General features: G+C 61.2%; 13 protein-coding genes. 5 read left to right on the top strand and 8 right to left on the bottom strand.

Annotated elements, in window-relative coordinates; genetic code table 11:
* The first annotated feature begins 238 nt into the window (after positions 1 to 238).
* The 3 genes from BUA26_RS12995 to BUA26_RS12985 are packed head-to-tail and all read left to right on the top strand — an operon-like array spanning position 239 to position 4274.
* A complete protein-coding gene (locus BUA26_RS12995) occupies positions 239 to 1504 on the top strand; it encodes a c-type cytochrome (protein ID WP_072761246.1) in 1266 nt (421 codons plus the stop codon).
* The gene (locus BUA26_RS12990) at positions 1501 to 1992 is read left to right on the top strand and encodes a (2Fe-2S)-binding protein (protein ID WP_072761245.1); all 492 of its coding nucleotides are present in this window, start codon (positions 1501 to 1503) and stop codon (positions 1990 to 1992) included. Before BUA26_RS12995 ends, BUA26_RS12990 begins: the two co-directional genes overlap by 4 nt.
* Positions 1989 to 4274, top strand: coding sequence for a xanthine dehydrogenase family protein molybdopterin-binding subunit (locus BUA26_RS12985; protein ID WP_072761244.1), 2286 nt, complete (start codon positions 1989 to 1991; stop codon positions 4272 to 4274). The genes BUA26_RS12990 and BUA26_RS12985 overlap by 4 nt, the downstream gene beginning before the upstream one ends.
* Before the next feature lie 114 nt (positions 4275 to 4388).
* Here the strand turns inward: BUA26_RS12985 and BUA26_RS12980 are convergent, their stop codons facing one another.
* The 5 genes from BUA26_RS12980 to BUA26_RS19710 all read right to left on the bottom strand — a co-directional run bounded on the left by BUA26_RS12980 (position 4389) and on the right by BUA26_RS19710 (position 8511).
* Positions 4389 to 4775: a TraR/DksA family transcriptional regulator gene (locus BUA26_RS12980; protein WP_072761243.1), complete on the bottom strand. Its 387-nt coding sequence runs from the start codon at positions 4773 to 4775 to the stop codon at positions 4389 to 4391.
* A gap of 244 nt (positions 4776 to 5019) precedes the next feature.
* A complete protein-coding gene (locus tag BUA26_RS12975) occupies positions 5020 to 7374 on the bottom strand; it encodes a sensor histidine kinase (protein WP_083573000.1) in 2355 nt (784 codons plus the stop codon).
* Positions 7335 to 8036: a hypothetical protein gene (locus tag BUA26_RS20140; RefSeq protein WP_072761241.1), complete on the bottom strand. Its 702-nt coding sequence runs from the start codon at positions 8034 to 8036 to the stop codon at positions 7335 to 7337. Before BUA26_RS20140 ends, BUA26_RS12975 begins: the two co-directional genes overlap by 40 nt.
* 77 nt (positions 8037 to 8113) lie before the next feature.
* On the bottom strand, positions 8114 to 8350 hold the full coding sequence (locus tag BUA26_RS19715; RefSeq protein ID WP_083572998.1) for an IS3 family transposase: 237 nt from the start codon (positions 8348 to 8350) through the stop codon (positions 8114 to 8116).
* On the bottom strand, positions 8350 to 8511 hold the full coding sequence (locus BUA26_RS19710; protein WP_178368588.1) for a DDE-type integrase/transposase/recombinase: 162 nt from the start codon (positions 8509 to 8511) through the stop codon (positions 8350 to 8352). The genes BUA26_RS19715 and BUA26_RS19710 overlap by 1 nt, the downstream gene beginning before the upstream one ends.
* On the opposite strand from BUA26_RS19710, the gene BUA26_RS20450 reads away from it, so the two are divergent.
* Positions 8501 to 8860: a hypothetical protein gene (locus tag BUA26_RS20450; RefSeq protein ID WP_178368587.1), complete on the top strand. Its 360-nt coding sequence runs from the start codon at positions 8501 to 8503 to the stop codon at positions 8858 to 8860. The genes BUA26_RS19710 and BUA26_RS20450 overlap by 11 nt on opposite strands.
* Before the next feature lie 414 nt (positions 8861 to 9274).
* Positions 9275 to 9904 carry a DNA-3-methyladenine glycosylase gene (locus BUA26_RS12960; protein WP_072761240.1) on the top strand — a complete coding sequence of 210 codons (630 nt, stop codon included), beginning with the start codon at positions 9275 to 9277 and terminating at the stop codon, positions 9902 to 9904.
* A gap of 422 nt (positions 9905 to 10326) precedes the next feature.
* Here BUA26_RS12960 and BUA26_RS12955 read toward each other — a convergent pair whose 3' ends face one another.
* From BUA26_RS12955 to BUA26_RS12945, 3 genes are all read right to left on the bottom strand, one after another.
* Positions 10327 to 12519, bottom strand: coding sequence for a pentapeptide repeat-containing protein (locus BUA26_RS12955; protein WP_072761239.1), 2193 nt, complete (start codon positions 12517 to 12519; stop codon positions 10327 to 10329).
* Positions 12519 to 16118, bottom strand: coding sequence for an NHL repeat-containing protein (locus BUA26_RS12950; protein ID WP_072761238.1), 3600 nt, complete (start codon positions 16116 to 16118; stop codon positions 12519 to 12521). Before BUA26_RS12950 ends, BUA26_RS12955 begins: the two co-directional genes overlap by 1 nt.
* A 311-nt stretch (positions 16119 to 16429) precedes the next feature.
* Positions 16430 to 17536 carry a phytanoyl-CoA dioxygenase family protein gene (locus BUA26_RS12945; protein ID WP_218587818.1) on the bottom strand — a complete coding sequence of 369 codons (1107 nt, stop codon included), beginning with the start codon at positions 17534 to 17536 and terminating at the stop codon, positions 16430 to 16432.
* Positions 17537 to 17569 lie beyond the last annotated feature (33 nt).

Genomic DNA, 17569 nt, shown 5'->3' with positions numbered 1-17569 from the left:
GCCTGTCGAAAACTATCTGCCTGGCAAAGCCTCCATTCAATGCCCAATCGGGTGGAAACGCGCCTGCCAGGAACGTATGAGAAAGAACGGGAGCGCCGCTTTCCACGGGCTTATCGGGTTTCCCGAATTGCCCTTTCGGGTGTTTTTTTGCCGCGCGCCAATGGGTCTACTCATATGTCTTTTGAGATTCCCTGTGGCGGAGCCATCACAACCGCAATCTCTGTCTCGGGTGGCGAGCATGAAAAAAAAGCGGAAGTTAGTAGTGGCTGTCGTTGCCGCGCTGGTGATTGGGGCGGGAGTGTTGTTCGCCCTGGCGATCAAGCCGTCCATCGATCCCGTGGCCAAGCCCAATGTGGCTTTAACGCCAACGCTCATTGCTCAAGGGGCGCGTGTCGTCGCGCTGGGCGACTGCGTCGTGTGCCATACCGCTCCAGACGGCGCCGACTACGCTGGCGGCCTGCCACTCAAGACGCCCTTCGGCATCATCTACACCACCAACATCACACCCGACCGCGCGACAGGTATTGGCACCTGGTCGCTCGAGGCCTTCCGCCGGGCCATGCGCCAGGGTGTATCGCGCGACGGGCATCTGCTTTATCCCGCATTCCCCTACATCCACTACACCAAGGTCACGGACCACGACATCGAGGCGGCGTACGCGTTTCTCATGACCCGGCCGGCTGCCTACGCTCCAGCCAGGACCAACGAACTGCCCCTGCCCTTGCGCTTCCGGCCATCGCTGGCTTTCTGGAACCTGCTTTATCTGCGGGAAGGCGCGCAACCGGCGGCAAGCGACTCACCCGTTGATCGCGGCAAATACCTGGTGGAAGGTCTCGGCCATTGTTCTTCCTGCCACACCATGATGGGCGTCATCGGCGGAGAGAAACGCCGCGAATACATGCAGGGTGGCGTTGTCGATCAATGGTCAGCGCCTGCGCTCGATCAATTGGCCGCGTCACCCCATCCCTGGGTAGCTCAACAGATTGCCGACTATCTGAGCACGGGACTGGCTGGCGAGCATGGCGCCGCTGCCGGACCCATGCGTCCTGTCACCGAAAATCTGCGACGCGTGCCACGCGAGGATGTCGAAGCCATCGCCGCATATCTGCTGTCCCTTCAACAGCCATGGCGCGCGCCTCAATCTTCCGCGGCGCTCAGTGATCTGGCCCAACGCATCGATCGCGGCAAGCAGGTATTTGCGGGCGCCTGTGCCGAGTGCCATGACGACGGCTCACCGATGCGAGACGCCATGGGACGTCCAGCACTGACGATGAGTTCGGCAGTCATGAGTCCCTCGCCGAGGAATTTCGTGATGACGGTTCACAAGGGACTGGCCTGGCCGGCGCAGCCGGATCACACCGTGTACATGCCTCCGTTCGCTGACGTGCTGACGGATCAACAGATTGCGGATCTGGCCACCTATGTGCGCTCGACCTCAGCCCAACCCACACCGTGGCCAGACCTGGACAAGCATGTCGCGGAGCTGCGGGAGAAAAGCCCATGATCAACCTCAACGTCAACGGCCAGACACAACCGCTGGAGGTAACGCCTGAAACGCCGCTTCTCTACGCACTCCGTGATCACCTCAAGCTCAACGGAGCCAAATATGGTTGCGGCATGGGGCAATGCGGCGCGTGTACGGTGCTGGTGGACGGACGCCCCGTCTTCTCCTGCCTCTTCCCTGTGTCGTCTGTAGGGACGAGAGAAGTCCGCACCCTTGAAAGCCTCGGCACGACGGAACGACCCGGGCCACTCCAGCAGGCTTTCATCGATCACCAGGCCGTACAGTGCGGCTACTGTATCGCGGGCATGATCATGCGTGCCCAGGCGCTGCTCGAGCAGGTTGCCCGGCCCACCGAACAGCAGATCCGCGAGCACATGGCTCCCAACCTCTGCCGATGCGGCACTCATAAGCGCATCCTCGCCGCCATCCGCCAGGTGGCCGACAAAGGGCAGCGCCTGAATGCTGGCGCGCTCAAGGAGCGCGCATGAAACCCGCGGATGCTCCGGTCGACAAGAGCCGCCGCGCGTTCCTTGCCGGCAGCGGCTTTATGGTCAGCTTTGCCCTGTTCGGCTCATGGCGAGCCTTGGCGGGCGAGACAAATACGCTCGGCGCAACCATTCTTGCTCCCGACCTTCCTGGCGATCTCAAGATCGACCCCATCCTCGACTCGTGGATCAAGATCGACGCGCAGGGAGTCACGGTTTGCAGCGGCAAGGTGGAGCTTGGTACCGGCGTACGTACAGCGCTCTGGCAGATCGCTGCCGATCAATTGGCCATGCCGCTCGACAAGTTCAAGTTCGTCACCGCCGACACCGCGTTGACGCCCGATGAAGGCTATACCGCCGGCAGCCATTCCATGGCCGATGGCGGCACGGCGATCTATCACGCAGCCATCCAGGTTCGGCAGATGCTGCTCGAGGCGGCAGCGGCCAAACTTGGCGTACCCACCAAGAGCCTCATGCTCCGCGACGGGATCATTCTGTCGGGCGATGGCCGGCAGATGACATATGAAGAAGCTGCGCAGGGCGTCAACCTCCATCAACAGGCCAAATCCGTTTCGCCCCAAGGCGATCCTTCCGCGTATCGCTACATCGGGCATTCAATTCCGCGGGTAGACATCCCCGCCAAAGTCACTGGCGGAACCGCCTATGTGCAGGACTTGCGGCTTGACGGCATGCTGCATGCGCGTGTCGTTCGGCCACCCAATGCAAGCGCGCAGCTGAAAGAGATCGATACCCGCGCGATCGAGACCATGCGGGGCGTCGTGAAAGTCGTTCGCGACGGCAATTTCCTCGCCGTGCTCGCCGAGCATGAATGGGAGGCGATTCAAGCCATGCGGGCGCTGCGCGAACGTGCCCAATGGCAACTAACGCAGACGTATCCGACGAACGACACCATCCACGCCGTACTGAAGACGCTGCCCGAACGTCTCTACGTAACGACCCGGGAAAACAACGGTCCTGTAAAACAGGTTCTTTCCAACGCCTCCGCCGCATCGATCAGCGCGCCGGCATCGCCCACGCGCAGCCTGGCGATGACCAAGCAGTATGTGCTTCACGGATCTATCGGACCGTCCTGCGCGGTGGCCGTCTTTCGCAACGACATGCTGACCGTGTGGACTCATTCCCAAGGGGTTTTTCCTTTGCGGGCTGGCATCGCCGAGTTGCTGGGCTTGCCCAAGGAGAACGTGCGATGCATTCATGCGGAAGGAGCCGGCTGCTATGGCCACAACGGCGCCGATGACGCGGCGTGCGACGCGGCTGTCCTGGCCTATCGCACGCCCAATCGTCCGGTCCGGGTTCAGTGGATGCGCGACCAGGAGGCCGGATGGGAACCGCTTGGCCCCGCCATGCTCACGGAGATCAACGCCGTGACAGACGCTCATGGGAAGCTGCAATCCTGGCATCACGCGCTCTGGAGCACGCCCCACAATTCACGCATCGTCAATGCGGGTCGCTTGATACCGGCCACGCTGCTGGCCCATCCGGCCGCGCCTGCCTCGCCCGCGCCTATTCCGCAACCGGAAGGCGATGCTGATCGAAATGCCGTTCCGCTTTATCGCATTCCGTCCGTACGCGTCGACATGCACTTCGTTACCGATATGCCATTTCGCACCTCGGCGATGCGGTCGCTTGGCGCATACATCAATGTCACCACCATCGAAGGCATGATGGATGACCTAGCCGAGCAATTCGGCGAGGATCCGGTGGCCTATCGACTTCAGCATCTGGATGATCCGCGTGCGCGCGACGTCATCCAGCGAGCCGCCAACCGTTTCGGCTGGAATCTGGCCACGCCGCTGCCCGAGGGGCACGGTATCGGGTTTGCCTTTTCCCAATACAAAAACCTCATGGGCTACTGCGCCATAGCCCTGGAGGTCAAGCTGGACAAAGCCGCCCGTTCGGTCCGCATTGTCCGTGTGGTCGCAGCGGTCGATTGCGGCCAGATCGTCAGCCCCGATGGACTCACGAACCAGATCGAAGGCGGCATCGTGCAGTCTTCGAGCTGGACGCTCTACGAGCAGGCGCTGGTCGGCGAGAACGGCGTGCAGAGTGTCGATTGGTCCAGCTACCCGATCGCGCGCTTTCCCCACATCCCTGCCGCCATCGAAGTCGAATTGATTGACCGTCCGGGCGCCCCTTTCCTGGGGGCGGCGGAAATCGCTCAGGCGCCCACTGCAGCTGCACTGATCAACGCGATCAAGCGCGTTGTTGGATGGCGGCCATTGCACCTTCCCGTTGCCCGCCAAGACTCGCCGATCTTTGCCTGACCCATATCATCGGGCAGTTCGGCACGATGCGTCGCGCCCTGGCCAAGCAGGCCAGGTCAACAACAACCGCATGGCATCGAAGCCTAATGACGTGTTGAAGCCCTGGCTTCAACGTCAGTCGCGTCGTTCTTCTTCATCCAGGGTCAGGGTTGCCTCCGGCACGGCGATCAGCCTGGCCTTCGGGATGGGCGAGCCACTCTTTTCAGAGAGGCCGTATACGCCCTTATCCATGCGTTCAAGCGCACGGATCACTTGGGCGAGCCGGCCCACATTGCGGTGGAAAACCGCCTCGTCGTTCTCCTGGATAGCCATGCCCTCGGCGCTATCGGCGTCATCGCGCGCCTCGCCACCAGCCTCGAACTGCACGGCCTCTTCCTCTTCGCCGGCGACGTCCGCCACCTTGGTCAGGTCATCGCGCAGCTTGATCAGACGCGCTCTTTGCGCGTCCAGGAAATCCTGATCCAGCGCCTCGTGCGTTGGTGCCTGTTCGCGCTTGTTCATTAGCTGCCTCTCTTGCCCAAGGGTGATCCGTTTACGCGACATCGCGTGGTGTCCAGGGAATAGCATTGCTGGTCCATCCGCTCCCTTATGGAAGCGAAAAGCTTTTTAATCATAGGAGCGCACCCAGAGGCGCCATAGACCCTAATGGGTGATCAGGCACGCAGTCAGACTCCCTTACAGCAGGGTGTGACCGCAGAAATCAAACCGCATGTAAAGCCATGAATGCCACCATGGATGACGACAATCAGTTTCTGGCGTACATCCGGCGTGCCGGGATTCTGATCACCACCCGGGTGCCATGCGGGGTCAATCGCTCAAAACGTACGCTGCCGCCAATGCGCGCCACGCGCTCCTTCACACCCTGAATGCCCCAATGGCCCTGCGGTGATCCGCCCCTGATCACCTGCTCGCCCAAGCCGATCCCATCGTCGCGCACAATGAGCGCGAAACTCAGCATGCCGAAGAGCATGGCGATGTCGATGCGGGATGCCTGAGCATGGCGGCAAGCGTTCCAGACCAACTCATGGATCACCGGAATGAGCTCATCCGCGGCCGCCGCCGCCACGGATCGCCTTTGCCCCGTCAGGGAAGCCACAAGCTCGATGCCATGTTCGGTCGCGTGCGCCTGGGCCGCGTTTAGCGCGTTAGTCAACGGATCTTCGGCGACAAGCGCATGATCTCTGAGCAGCCGAATCCTGTCCCTACTTTCCGCAAGAGAATCTCGCGCCACCGCCGATAAGCGGGATATCCGGCTCTTGAGATCGGTGTCGCTGACTGTCGTGCCCAAGACATCAAGCTGGAGCGCGATGGACTGGGCGCTTTGCAAGAACGTGTCATGGATGTCCCGCGCTACCGCTTCACGCTCATCCGCACGTATTTCCAGCTGGGCCTTGAGACGCTCCGTGGCTTTGTGGATCCGGAGATGCACAAGAAGCCACAGCAAGCCCATGGCCAGCCCCAGGCAGGCCGTCCGAAACTTCCAGTCTTCATAGAACGCGTGCGCGATATCCAGCCTGATGTCAGCGGCAGCCTCACCCCAGACGCCAGATTCATTAGCGACCCGCACGCGGAAATCGTGCGCCCCTGGTGACAAATTGGTATAGAACGCCGCTCGTCTCGTACCCGCATCCTGCCAGTCCACGTCCACTCCATCCATGCGATATTGAAATTGCGCGCGCTCGGGCGCCCGCAACAGGGGAGCGTTGAAATCGATCTCGATGTTCCGGACCCGCGGCAGCTTCAGGTGCCTTTGCGGCTCATACGCCGCCCCTTCCGCGATCACTTTGGTGACGGATACATTCGGGCGCACCGTGTTTTGTACCATCTCTTGCGGATCGAGCCAGGCGACTCTTGCTTGAGAACTGAACCAGAGCTTGCCCTCGCCATCGCGGATAAGTGACGGCAACGCGTTGTGCTGTGCCGGGACACCACGAAGTCCGTCCGTGGAATCAAACAGCTTGTATGGGGCGCGGTAATCGGGATCCGCAAGGATGTGTGCGACATCTTCTCGGTCGATTCTTGCCGCTCCCGCTGACATATGTATCCACAAGTTTCCCTGCAGATCGTGCGCGAGACCTGTGATATTCGATAGGGGAGGATCATCCGATGATTGAAGTGCATGGACACGGCCATCCTTGAGAAGTGCGAGTCCGGCCAGCCCGCCCACGAACGCATTCTTTCCGAACGTCGCGAACGACGTAACATCGCCAACGTGCAGGCCGTCTGCCGATTGATAGCGTTGAACAACGGAGCCATCGACGATCGCGAACCTATTTTCCGGATATCCCAAGAAAAACCTTTCGCCGCCTGCCGATTCGATGACAAGCGGATGCTCTAGATCGGGGCGCTCCCGCCACTGTCCGTTGAGCCGCTCATAGACCCCAATTAAGGTCTGAAACACGACCAGCATGTGGCCGTGCTCGCCGCAGGCAAGGGATAATGCAATCACGCGTTTTTTTGCAGGATTCGATTCGACGCGCCGTGGCTGTTTGGGATCCAATAGCCACAATCCGTCGTTCGCGGCCCATGCGTTGCCAGTGCTTTCATCAAAACATTTGGCGAAGGTGTATGCCGGTACAGCCGTTGAGCGGAGCTGGCCGTTAGCCAGATGCATAACCGGCATCTCGCTACTGCCAATCCATACGGCACCCGGTTCGCCGGGGCTAACCGCGGGTGACTGGATGCCATCGGGTAGACGTACATTAACGAACGACGTTTCTCTGAACCGGTCGACCCCAAACTGGGTGCCTATCCAAACGTCCCCCTCCTTGTCGAGCAAAGAGGGCCATGCGTAGTCGCCCGTCAGCCCGTCTCCTTTGCTGAAGGTATCGCTTGCCGCCGATGGATCGGCCGGTTCATTCAAGCTTGAAATAGCAGATATTCTGCGCACCCCCGCTCCTAATGTTGGGGCCCAGAGCCCTCCATGTCGGTCGAGCAGCGGCGCCACAGTTCGCACCGGCAAGCTCGGTAGCTCATGAAGCTTGGTGCCGTCGATTTGCAGCCTTCTTGTTGGCCCGCTTAATTCGGTGACGTAGAGGACACTGTCTACGACGGCAAGACTTATGATTCTGCTCTTGGCCGAAAATCCCGCATCGACCATTTGGTCCGATCCTTCACGAGACCAAAGACCTTCTCTATTCCGCCGAGCCAAAGTGTGCTGCTTCTGTCGATAGTTGCTGCGGTGATGGCGAGATTGCTCGTGGGAAATACTTCTCGCCAATGGCCATTCTGAAATTCGCTGAACGGACCTCGCCCTATCGCAAAAACGGTTCCGCGACTGCTTTCAAAAATCTGCGTTGTTACCGTGAGCTGGTAATTTTCGGCAGATCCATAGTGTTTAAGACGACCATCCTTCAGATGGCTGATACCTTTGCCGTCGTAACCAATCCAGAGTCCGCCTCCATGGTCGGCGAATAGTGTGTAGATCTGGGTCGAAAGGAGCTGCCCACGCTCACGCGGCTCGAACGGGACGAATTTCAGGCCATCGAAACTAGCAAGACCTTCGCTTCCCCCGACCCAAAGGTACCCATCTGTCGTCTGGACCAACGACGTAACACCTTCAGGCGCTCCCTCGGTTGCGGTATAGGGGGTGTGTTGAAAATGATCCAAGCCCCAAGCGGCGTCTTTCGACCCCACGCCTGCAAAGCAGCTGGATGCAATAAACACCAAGGACAACAGTGCTACACCCACGAGACCGGTACGTCGCGCGAGACAAACAGCCACCGATGCTATCAACGACTCCACGACCTTCGACTCCTTCATTTACATCGCCTAGAAATGAGGTGACTGATTGCAGCCACTGGACCGCTGCCGGATTCACAGGCACCATCCTAAGCGAATCATCTCTGCTGCTCGAACTGTATCGGGCTGAAGTAGCCGAGTGTCGAGTGGCGTCGTTTGTTGTTGTAGAAACGCTCGATGTAATCGAACACCTTGGCCCTGGCATCGGCCCACGTGCGGTAGACCTTGCCGTCAGTGCGCTCGGTCTTGAGCGACTTGAAGAAAGTCTCCATCGCCGAGTTGTCCCAGCAGTTGCCCGACTGGATCCTGCTAGGCAGCAGGCCATAGGCGGCCATCAGGCGACGCGCTGCCGATGCTTGATCGCCATGCGCAGGGCATCGGAGATGAGCGGCTCGTCGTTACGATCAGACATCGCCCAGCCAATGACCTTGCGCGAGCACAGGTCGATCAGCACGGCGAGGTGGAACCAGCCCTCACGCGTATTGATGAAGGTCACGTCGCCCAGCCAGTACTGGTTCGGACGTTCGGCATGGGACTGCCGGCGAAGCCGATCCGGCGCCCGTGTTCTTGTGGCGGCAGGCATAGCGGGTGACCTTGAAGCGTCGGTGGCGACGGGCCTCGATGCCGTTCTCACGCTTCACGCGCGCGACGCGATGAAAGGTCGCGCCCGCGCGCGCTTCAAAAAGGATCGAGGTCGCCGCATCCAGGATGCGGATGAACTGACTTACCGTTCCATCCACTGGGCCGCCTTGCCGTCGAGCGCGTTCTGGATGGCAATATGCGTCATAGCGGTAGCGAGCGTGGCACGCCCCGGCCCATCCCGTTTCTTCGGCGGAGTGGAGTGACTGCGCGGGAGATGCCCCAGCACGAAATTTGCGTACCGGTCATCAGTCTGCGTCTGAACGTCGGCTCGCACCCGACTCCCTGTCCCCGCGAGACTCGCGGGGCTACGGTGGTTTGGGACTGCAAAGATGTGCACCAATCAGTGTTGGCCCCGACGGCAGTAGGCGCCTGCCTACGCCAAAGATCGGCAGCCTGCGATGTACCTCAACGAACGGTGCGCACATGCGCGTGAACGAGGGCCAAGGTTGTGGACGAGATCAAACCCCAGCCGCCCTCACGCTGTCCTGCCCTCGATAACAGCGGCAAAGCCTTCACCACGATAAAGCCTCGAACGAGCGCGCAGACGCACTCGATAAGCCAGCGCTTCTAGCACTGTGTAATGTACCCGTACTGACGACACTTATGGGATAGTCCGGATGGTTCAAGAAAAAACTGCGTCGCTCATCTGGCCGGGAAGGCCCTTGTCGCGTGCGTTCTACAATCGGGCTGCGACCACGGTGGCACCACGACTGCTCAACAAGATCCTGGCAGCAGCAGATGGCCGCGCAGGTCGCATCGTGGAAGTAGAGGCCTATGTCGGCGCGATCGATCCAGCGGCGCATACGTACTGGGGAAAGACGCCACGAAATGCAACCATGTTTGGACCACCGGGGCACATGTATGTCTATTTCACTTACGGCATGCACTGGTGCTGTAACTGCGTGTCTGGTCCCAAGGGAGGTGGTTGCGGCGTACTCATCCGCGCGCTGGAACCGCTTCACGGGATTGCACAACTGCGCGCAGCGCGTCCACGGATAGCGAGTGATCGTGATCTATGCCGTGGACCAGCCCGCCTGACTCAGGCGATGGGCATCAGCGGAGCTCAAGATGGGCTTGATCTGGTGGCTACCCATGAGGGCTTCGCCATCGTCGACGATGGCATAGCCCCACCCAAGGATGTAGCGGTTAGCACTCGTATTGGCATCAGCCGAGGCAAGGACTTCCCATGGCGGTGGAGCGTGTCTGGCAATCGTTATGTATCAGGTACGGCTTCGCAACGAGGCTGATTTTGAAGGATTGACCTCGCTGCACCATCAAACGGCTTGGAGAACGTCGAGAAGTTTGGAACCGGCAATCTCCACAGCGCTCCGCAATTTCGATGAGCTTGCGTGGACGTCGCATCAGCGCAACCTGCGATCCATTTGCCTCGCCGGACGGACAGCGGCATGGCTGATGATCGCCGCTGTCCTTACCTTCCCCGTCTTCCTTGTGTGACGTAAGGAAGCCCCAGGGATGCTCTGGTTGACCTCTGTTTTCGTCATTCCCGCGAAAGCGGGAACCCAGTGTCTTTCGTTGATACGCAAAGGCACCGGGTCCCGGATATCGTTTCGCGATGCCGGGATGACGAGCAAAATCAGGGCATCTCCAGGAAGCTACGTAAAACAGCGGCGCAACAGGCGATTCAGGGATCGCCGAAACGCTTCCATGCTCAGTACCTCCATTCCACCGGTACTGGCTTCACGTAAAGCTGGTCGATACGGCATGCGCCAAGATTTCCGTCAGGACAGGTGGTGGTGGCCCCGGTTGTATTGGCGTCCATCTTGGTCTTCTCGTAAACGAATTCTTCGCTCGTGCCTTTGACGACGTTGATGACTTTGATCTTGCCGCCGGCGGAGGAAAGTTGCGCATTGCTGAGAATCGCGTCCGCGAGCGATGCCTGCGAAAAATCGGCGCCGGCAAGGCAGGCCGAGGAGAAATCCGTGCGGACGCCCCGTGATCTGGACGTGCTGACGTTGGCGAAAACCGCCCCGACCAGGAAGGCCGTGGAGAATGTCACGCCGGCCAGATTGCGGCCCTGGATCGTCTTGAAATCGACGGCGGCGAGCATCGCGCCCGAGAAATTCACATCGGTCAGGACAGCCCCGTTGAATTTCGCCTCCGCCAGCCAGGCTTTGGTAAAGAGCGCGCCCATCAGTCCCGCTTTCTCGAACGTTGCTGTTTCCAGCTTCGCCTCGGTGAAGTCGGCGCCCTCCAGGATGGCTTCCCCGAAGTTGGCCTCGTTGAGAATGCAGCTGCTGAACATCGAGCGCTTCAGCTGGGCGTGGCTGAAATTCGCCCCAGGGAGATTGAGGTTGGCGAAGCTGACCTGCGGGAGAATGGCGTACGAGGCATTGAATCCCCTGACCTCCCCCACGAGTTCGACGGTAATGGTCGCTTCCGTCGCGTCGACGTAAGACCAGTCGGCACCGAGGAAGCCCGTCTTGAACTTCGCCTTGACCAGGCGCGTGCGCTTCTCGAGGGTCCGGCCCAGCCGCGGCTTGCGTGTGTGCGATACGGTGCCGGCCAGATTGACCCCGGAAAAATCGGCGCCTTGCAGGCCGGAGTTATCGAAGTCGACTTTATCCAGCACCGCCGCCGCGGACACCAGGCTAAAGGAAACGCCCTCCATCTCCGCATCCTGGAATGAGACCTCTTTGAGTGCCGCCCCGCCAAACGCGGTTTGTTGCAGCCGAGCACCCTTGAACGAGGCCTTCGTCAGGCTGGTACCCACGAATACCGCGCCCGACGCGGCCACTCCTTCGAAATTCACATCGGTGATGTTGGCAGGCCCCAACTTCCCGAGCGGCCCGAAACTCGCATGGGTAAGCTCGGCGCCTTTGAACGATATGTCCTTCAGCGTGCAGCCATTGAACGCGGCACCTGCCAGCTTCGCGGCATTGAAGGTCGCCCTGGCAAAGCTTGCGCCGACGAAGACCGCTCCCGGCGCGGTGATGCCGTCGAAATTCACCCCGTCCATGCTCGCCGCGGGATAGGGGTCGACCGCGCCGAAGCGCGCTCCGCTGAGGTCGGCCTGCCTGAATGACGCGCCGTCGAGTTTCGAAGTGATATAGCCCGCTCCCGGAAGCTTCGCACCCACAAAGCTCGCGCGGGAAAGGTCGCATCCGCCAAATAGGGCGGACCCGGCAGCCCCGTCGAAAACCGTGCTCTCCATCGGCAACTGAGCGAACCAGGCCCCGTTGATCTTCGCATTCTTGAACGATGCCCTGGGGAACTTGCAGTCGTGGAACTGCGTGCCGTCCAGTACGGCATCGTCGAATACCGTTGCCGTGAGATCGAGTCCCCTCCATTCCTGCCCGGCGATTCGCGCACCGTTGAGCCGGACGCCTTTCAACTGATCGCCGACGAAACGGCAACCCTCGAACGTCGCGCCCTGGAAGTTCGTGTTCGTTACGATGGCGCGGGAAAAATCGGCTTCCCTGAAACGGACGCCGGAGAAGTCGACGCCGGTGAAATCGATCGTCACGCCGCCGAAGGGCGAGAAATCCGATTTGCCGCATTCGTGGGATGCCTTGATCGAGCTGATACCCGTCGCCACCGACTCGAATGCAGGCATGGCACCGAGCTTCAGCGAGTCACCGACCATGCCCTGGAACAACGACGTGCCTTCGGCCAATCGCCCCCCTTGCGCATCGTTCATGGCCGCCAGCAATCCACCCGTGGCGCGCAAGTTCGGCCTCGGCATGAGATTCATGAATTCCTGAAAAGTGAGCTCCTTCGCCAAGCCGAATTTCGTGTAGATGCGCATGCGCTCCGCCTGCGCGTCGACCAAGAACATGAAGCGGACACTGTTCTGGGGCTGGTCCCACGGATAGATGCCGAAGATGCCTTCAAAAATAAACATCACTTTTTCCCCTTGCCGGCACGCATCTTTGGCGGCGGCGGTAGCCACATGCTGACCGAAGGCTCCGTACGGCCCTCGGCACCGATCCAGGTTTCCCAGTTGAGCGTGTACAGGCTGCGGGCCAGGTCGACCGCGATCCGGGCCGCCGTCACGCGTGGCGTGCTGACCAGGAAGCTGCCGTCGGGCTCGTAGATATCGACCCGGTAATGCTCGGGAATCGAGCCGTTCTCGTCACAGGCCAGCACGAAGACATAGCCTTTCGCCTCGACCGAAAGATCCAGGTACCGGGTCGATTGGGCCGACGTTGCGCGCAGCGACAGGATCGCGGATTTTTCGCTGCTGCCGGCCTGCTTGAAGTACGGCACGGGATTGCCCGAAATGTCGAAGCACTGGATGCGGCGGTTGCCCTCCTCGAGCACCAGCAGACGTCCATCCAGCGCCACGGCGACCGCGCGGGGCAGCTTCATCAGGCCGACGCGCTCCCCTTCCCCGCTATACATGCTCGCCATCGTGGCGCGTGTGTTTTCGCCGGCCTGTTTGGGCAATTGCAGGATGTACAACTTGGACGTGTCGGCGCTGACCGCGACGGCATAACCCTGGGGATGGACGAGGAAACCGTCGACCGCACGCGGAAAACGTCCCCAGCTTTGCGCCGAGCCTGGCTCGAACCGCGGCTTGGCGCCGAGCGACAACGCGATGCGCCGGATGTGATAGCCGCCGGCAAGGTTCTCGTCGGGATCGAACTCGCCGAGCGACGGATCCAGGTAGTAGTTCGCGCCGCTGCCGTCCTCGGACGAGCCGATGTCATAAGCGATGCCGCAGGGAAGCGTGAAACCCACCGGGGTCACCGCGCAGCCGGCTTCGGGGTCCTCCAGCAGCGAAACGTTCTGCATCGCGAACATGGCCTCGTCGCTGCGCGCGCCCGGCCGGTCGCGCGCCAGGTTCAAGCCGGTCGCCTGCCAGGAGTAGGCGAGCATGGCCGGACGTTGCGCCACGGTGATGCCGCCCAGGGACAGCAGGCGATGCCCGGCGTCCGGAGACACCGTGATAATGGTCGTGGTGGGCGCCGGCCCCTGTCTCCAACGGTGCTTGCCGCCTTCATAGGCGAGCGCCTGCCGGTGCTGATACACCGAATCTTTCGACAGCGGGATCAGTGCATTCTTGACCGTCACATCGAGGTCCAGCGTCGCGCTGCCGTTCGCTCCCTTCGCGTCGATCCACGAGGTCGCGCCGAACGCCGATTGCCAGCCGTTGGCGGCATAGAAGATCACGATGACCTTGACGCGACCGCCGGCAGCGATGTCGAGAAACTCGAACGGCAGCGGACGGGACAGGGTTTCTGCCGGCAGGCGCTGCTCCTGTACGGGCAAGGCATTGCCCGCGTCGTAAAGCACGTGCACCACCATCCTGTCGTGGTGGTCGGGGAACTTGTTGAATGCCGGATCGGGCAGCACGCGGCCGCGCAAGTCAAAGGTGCGGGTCAGTTTCGTCGTGTAATAGAACGGCGACTGCACCACCGCGGCGATGGTCTGGCCGAGCTGCAGCAGGGTCACGGCGGTATCGAACGCGAGGAAGGCCAACCCGATCAGCGGGATGGATCGCTTGGCCACGCCCTCGGCTGCTTTTTCAGCGAGGTAGATCGAGAGCTTCTTGAGACCAAACTTGGCCAGCGCGGGCAACAGCTTCACGGCGACCGTGCCGGCTGCCTTGCCGGGATTCTGGGACAGTCCGATATAGCTTCCGGACCCCGCGCCGATAAGGGCCGCGCCCAGGGCGTAAATTCCGTAACGGACTTTCGGGTCCTTCATCAGGTTGCTGATGAATCCCGAGTTGCTCTGCGATGCGCCGTTGATCAGCATGACCACGGGAAGGGCCAGTTCCAGCACGGCCGTGCAGGTGATTCCGCAGGCACAGGCCGTGTCGTCGTACTCGCCCGTACCCAGGCCGCCCCAGTAAAGCTTGACCGACGCGGCCGCGGCCGGTACCGGGATGTCGAGCGTGGTGGTCATCGGCCCCAGGGGGATACCGAAGACGTTGTCGACTGGCGCGAGGACGTCGATGTATTTCTTCGTCGCGTGCTTGTCGAAGTCCGGGGCGATGTCCAGGGGCATCCTCGAGGTCCAGCCTGCCGGCGTGATGATCTTCTCGGCGGCGTCGTAGAACTCGGCGTACGCACCCAGGTGGCGCAACCATTCATTGATGACGTCGACACGCAGGTTGCCGTACTGCCCCTTGGTCGTCGGCCGCGCACTCCATACTTTGCGTTCGAGTCCGCTGGGCTCGCGGACGAACAAGTTGACGCTGGCCAGCGCATCGGCCGTCGATTTCGAGGTCACCTTCAGGTCGACCTCGAGATCCAGGCGCAAGGCATCCAGCGAGAGGGCCACCGTCGCGAAATCGGCACCGGAACGGTTGCTCTGGTGTTTCGCCGTGAATGTCGCCGTCTCGTCGTCCTTCAGTACCTGCGCGGCGAACGTACCGATCCACGCACCTTCATGCGTGGCCGTATCCACGCGGGCGAACATGCGCCCCTCGACCAGGGCCGCGACCGTTTCCTCATCCATCGACACCGCATCGTCGGACGACCAGGTTTCCTTGATGGTCCAGCCACCTTCGCGAGGCGGCTGGAATGTCACCGAACCGGTGCTCACGCCATTCATCCGGCTTAGCGCCTTCAGCGTCCAGCGCGTCTGGTCGGCGCGAAGCAGGGGCCGCGTGGCGACGGCGGAAGCTTTAAGCGGTTTGTGCTCATCGATGGTCTTGCCGTACTGCACGCGCCAGGTCTGCCCTTCGAGCTCCTGGAGCTGCTGGGAATACTTGAGCGCGAGCCCCATCGGTTCGGACATGAACCGACGGACGCGTTCGTGCACCTCGATGGTGAATACCGTGCCTTCCTCATCGGTGACGACCTGACCATCATCGAGCAGCGGAACGCGCCGGGACCAGTCGGCGCCGAGGTCACGAATCGCGTTCAGCAGGCTGCGTCCACGAAGCCGCAGGGCACGGCCGACGCACTGCTGCAGGATGATGGCCGGGATCTCGCCACCGTTGTCGCTGTTGAGGTTGATCAGTCCGGGATGCTGGAAAAGCAGCGTCGATGCGGTTTCAAAAGGATCGATCAGGTCATGCAGGGCGTCCGGTTCGATGCGCCCTGCGCGCAGCAGTGAATGCACGCTGGCGCCATCGGCGGCATCGTCGCCCAGCAGCCACGCCAGCTTCGGGTGGATATCGTCCACGCCTGCAGCCAGCAGGCCTCGCCTGGCCACGCATTCGCGCCGGCCGGCGCGCGGCACGTGGATGGCCAGCGAGAGGAAATCCTCCGTGGGCGAGCCGTCGACCTCGGTGGCGCGCGCCAGGTAAGTCATCATCACCGAGTCCGAAGGCAGATCGACTTCGAGGTAATGACTGAACTGCGCGTCGGGCAATTTTTGCAGCAGCGGATTGCCGACACGTGCATCGGCCAGCGTCGAGCGCGTATGCGCATGCACCCGATGCGGCGTCATGCCGGAGTAATAAGTGAGAACCCGATCGCCCGGCTTGTCCTTGGACGCGTCGAAGTGCAGCAGATGGCGTTCTACAGCGTTGCGCGTCCGGTCCATGCCAGTCCCTTGTTTGCGCGCAAGCCGACCGGGTGCTGTACGCGCGCGTAAAGCAATCCATGCCTACCAGCCTGCGCGCGCCCCCATCGGGCTACATTCGATTGATGCGACCGTCGCCCCTGTGCGAGTGGCCTGCCTGGCGTATGTACAGCCTTTACCTGAGCTTGTAAAGAATCGATGCCGTGCGCTCTCTTGCGAAGCTGTCTCGATGTCAGGGTTGCTGCGGCGTGATGTCGAGTTGCTGCATCAATCCCGGAATCCCGGAATCTGAAAACGTCGGGAATCAGAGTCGAGTGGCCAAGCCATCGCCATCAAGACTTCCATTCCTCGGTGTAGGCAAAGCGCGTCGGTCGTAGCGACATGTATTGCACGACGCGTGGTCGCTGTGCACGGTTCGGACTGCTGCCATGCGGCAGCAGGTGATGCCAGATGATCATGTCGCCGCGCTTTGCGGCGATCGGCTTCATCGTCAAGGTGCGCCGCGCGTGATCACTCGCATTCACGCCGGCGGGAACGCTTTTCAGCCACTGCTTCAGCGTGCGATGAAAGCCCGGCACGCAGCTGAATGCCCCCTGGTCCTCATCGACGTCGGCGAGATACACGATGCCCTGCAATTCAAGGCGGTGCGGTTCGGCGAGCGTGGCATCCCAGTGCAAATGCGGTCCGGGAAACGGCCAGTTTTTGCGCTCCGGCGGATTGAATCCGCCCTGGTCGATGGTTACCCAAAGATCCTCGCGCCCCCACAGTTGAGCATGGGCCTTATGAATACGTGGCGCGCGACGATTGGCCACCAGTGCCGGATGCCGCAGTAGCGGCACCCAGATGGAATGGCCCAGCGATTCGCGATACCAGGACTCCGGGTCGTCGCGGTCCATCCCTAGAAAATCGTAGATGGCCCTCTCTGCGGTTTCCGCCGCTTCCGAACTGATCGCGTTGCGCAGGACGACATAGCCATGCTCGTGCCAGTGTGCAAGGTCGTCGGCGGTCAGGCCTTCGACACGCTCGAGATTGCCGACTTCGGCGCCGACGGCCTCGCCTGCCAGTGCACGCCGCAAGCGAGTCAGCGAGACTTCTTTCAGCTCGCCGCCATTGCGCTCCCCTACCCAGGCTTCGAATTGCGCATAACTCGGCTGCTTCTGATGCAGATAGCGCAGGGTTTCCAGCACGTTGAGACGCAAGCCAGCCAGCAACGTCTTCACGACATCCTGCGGTAGCGGCGCAGCGGATCCCGGCGCGCATACGCATGCCCAATAAGTATGCAACTCATCGATACCTAGACTTGTCGCCGCCTCGACCATCGTGCTCCTCGCTGCTTCAAAATGTTTTCCAGGTCCGACGTCGTAGCAGGCATCGGCGCTCCTCTGCCGAATGCTTCCCCCGTTGCATCGATCCGCATCACGGGCGCTCTGCCCCACCACGGCTTTTGCCGAATTTCCGTCACATACATCATT

The organism is Rhodanobacter sp. OK091, assembly GCF_900142825.1.
Classification (GTDB): Bacteria; Pseudomonadota; Gammaproteobacteria; order Xanthomonadales; family Rhodanobacteraceae; genus Rhodanobacter.
This window is presented reverse-complemented; position numbering and strand designations above follow the sequence as displayed.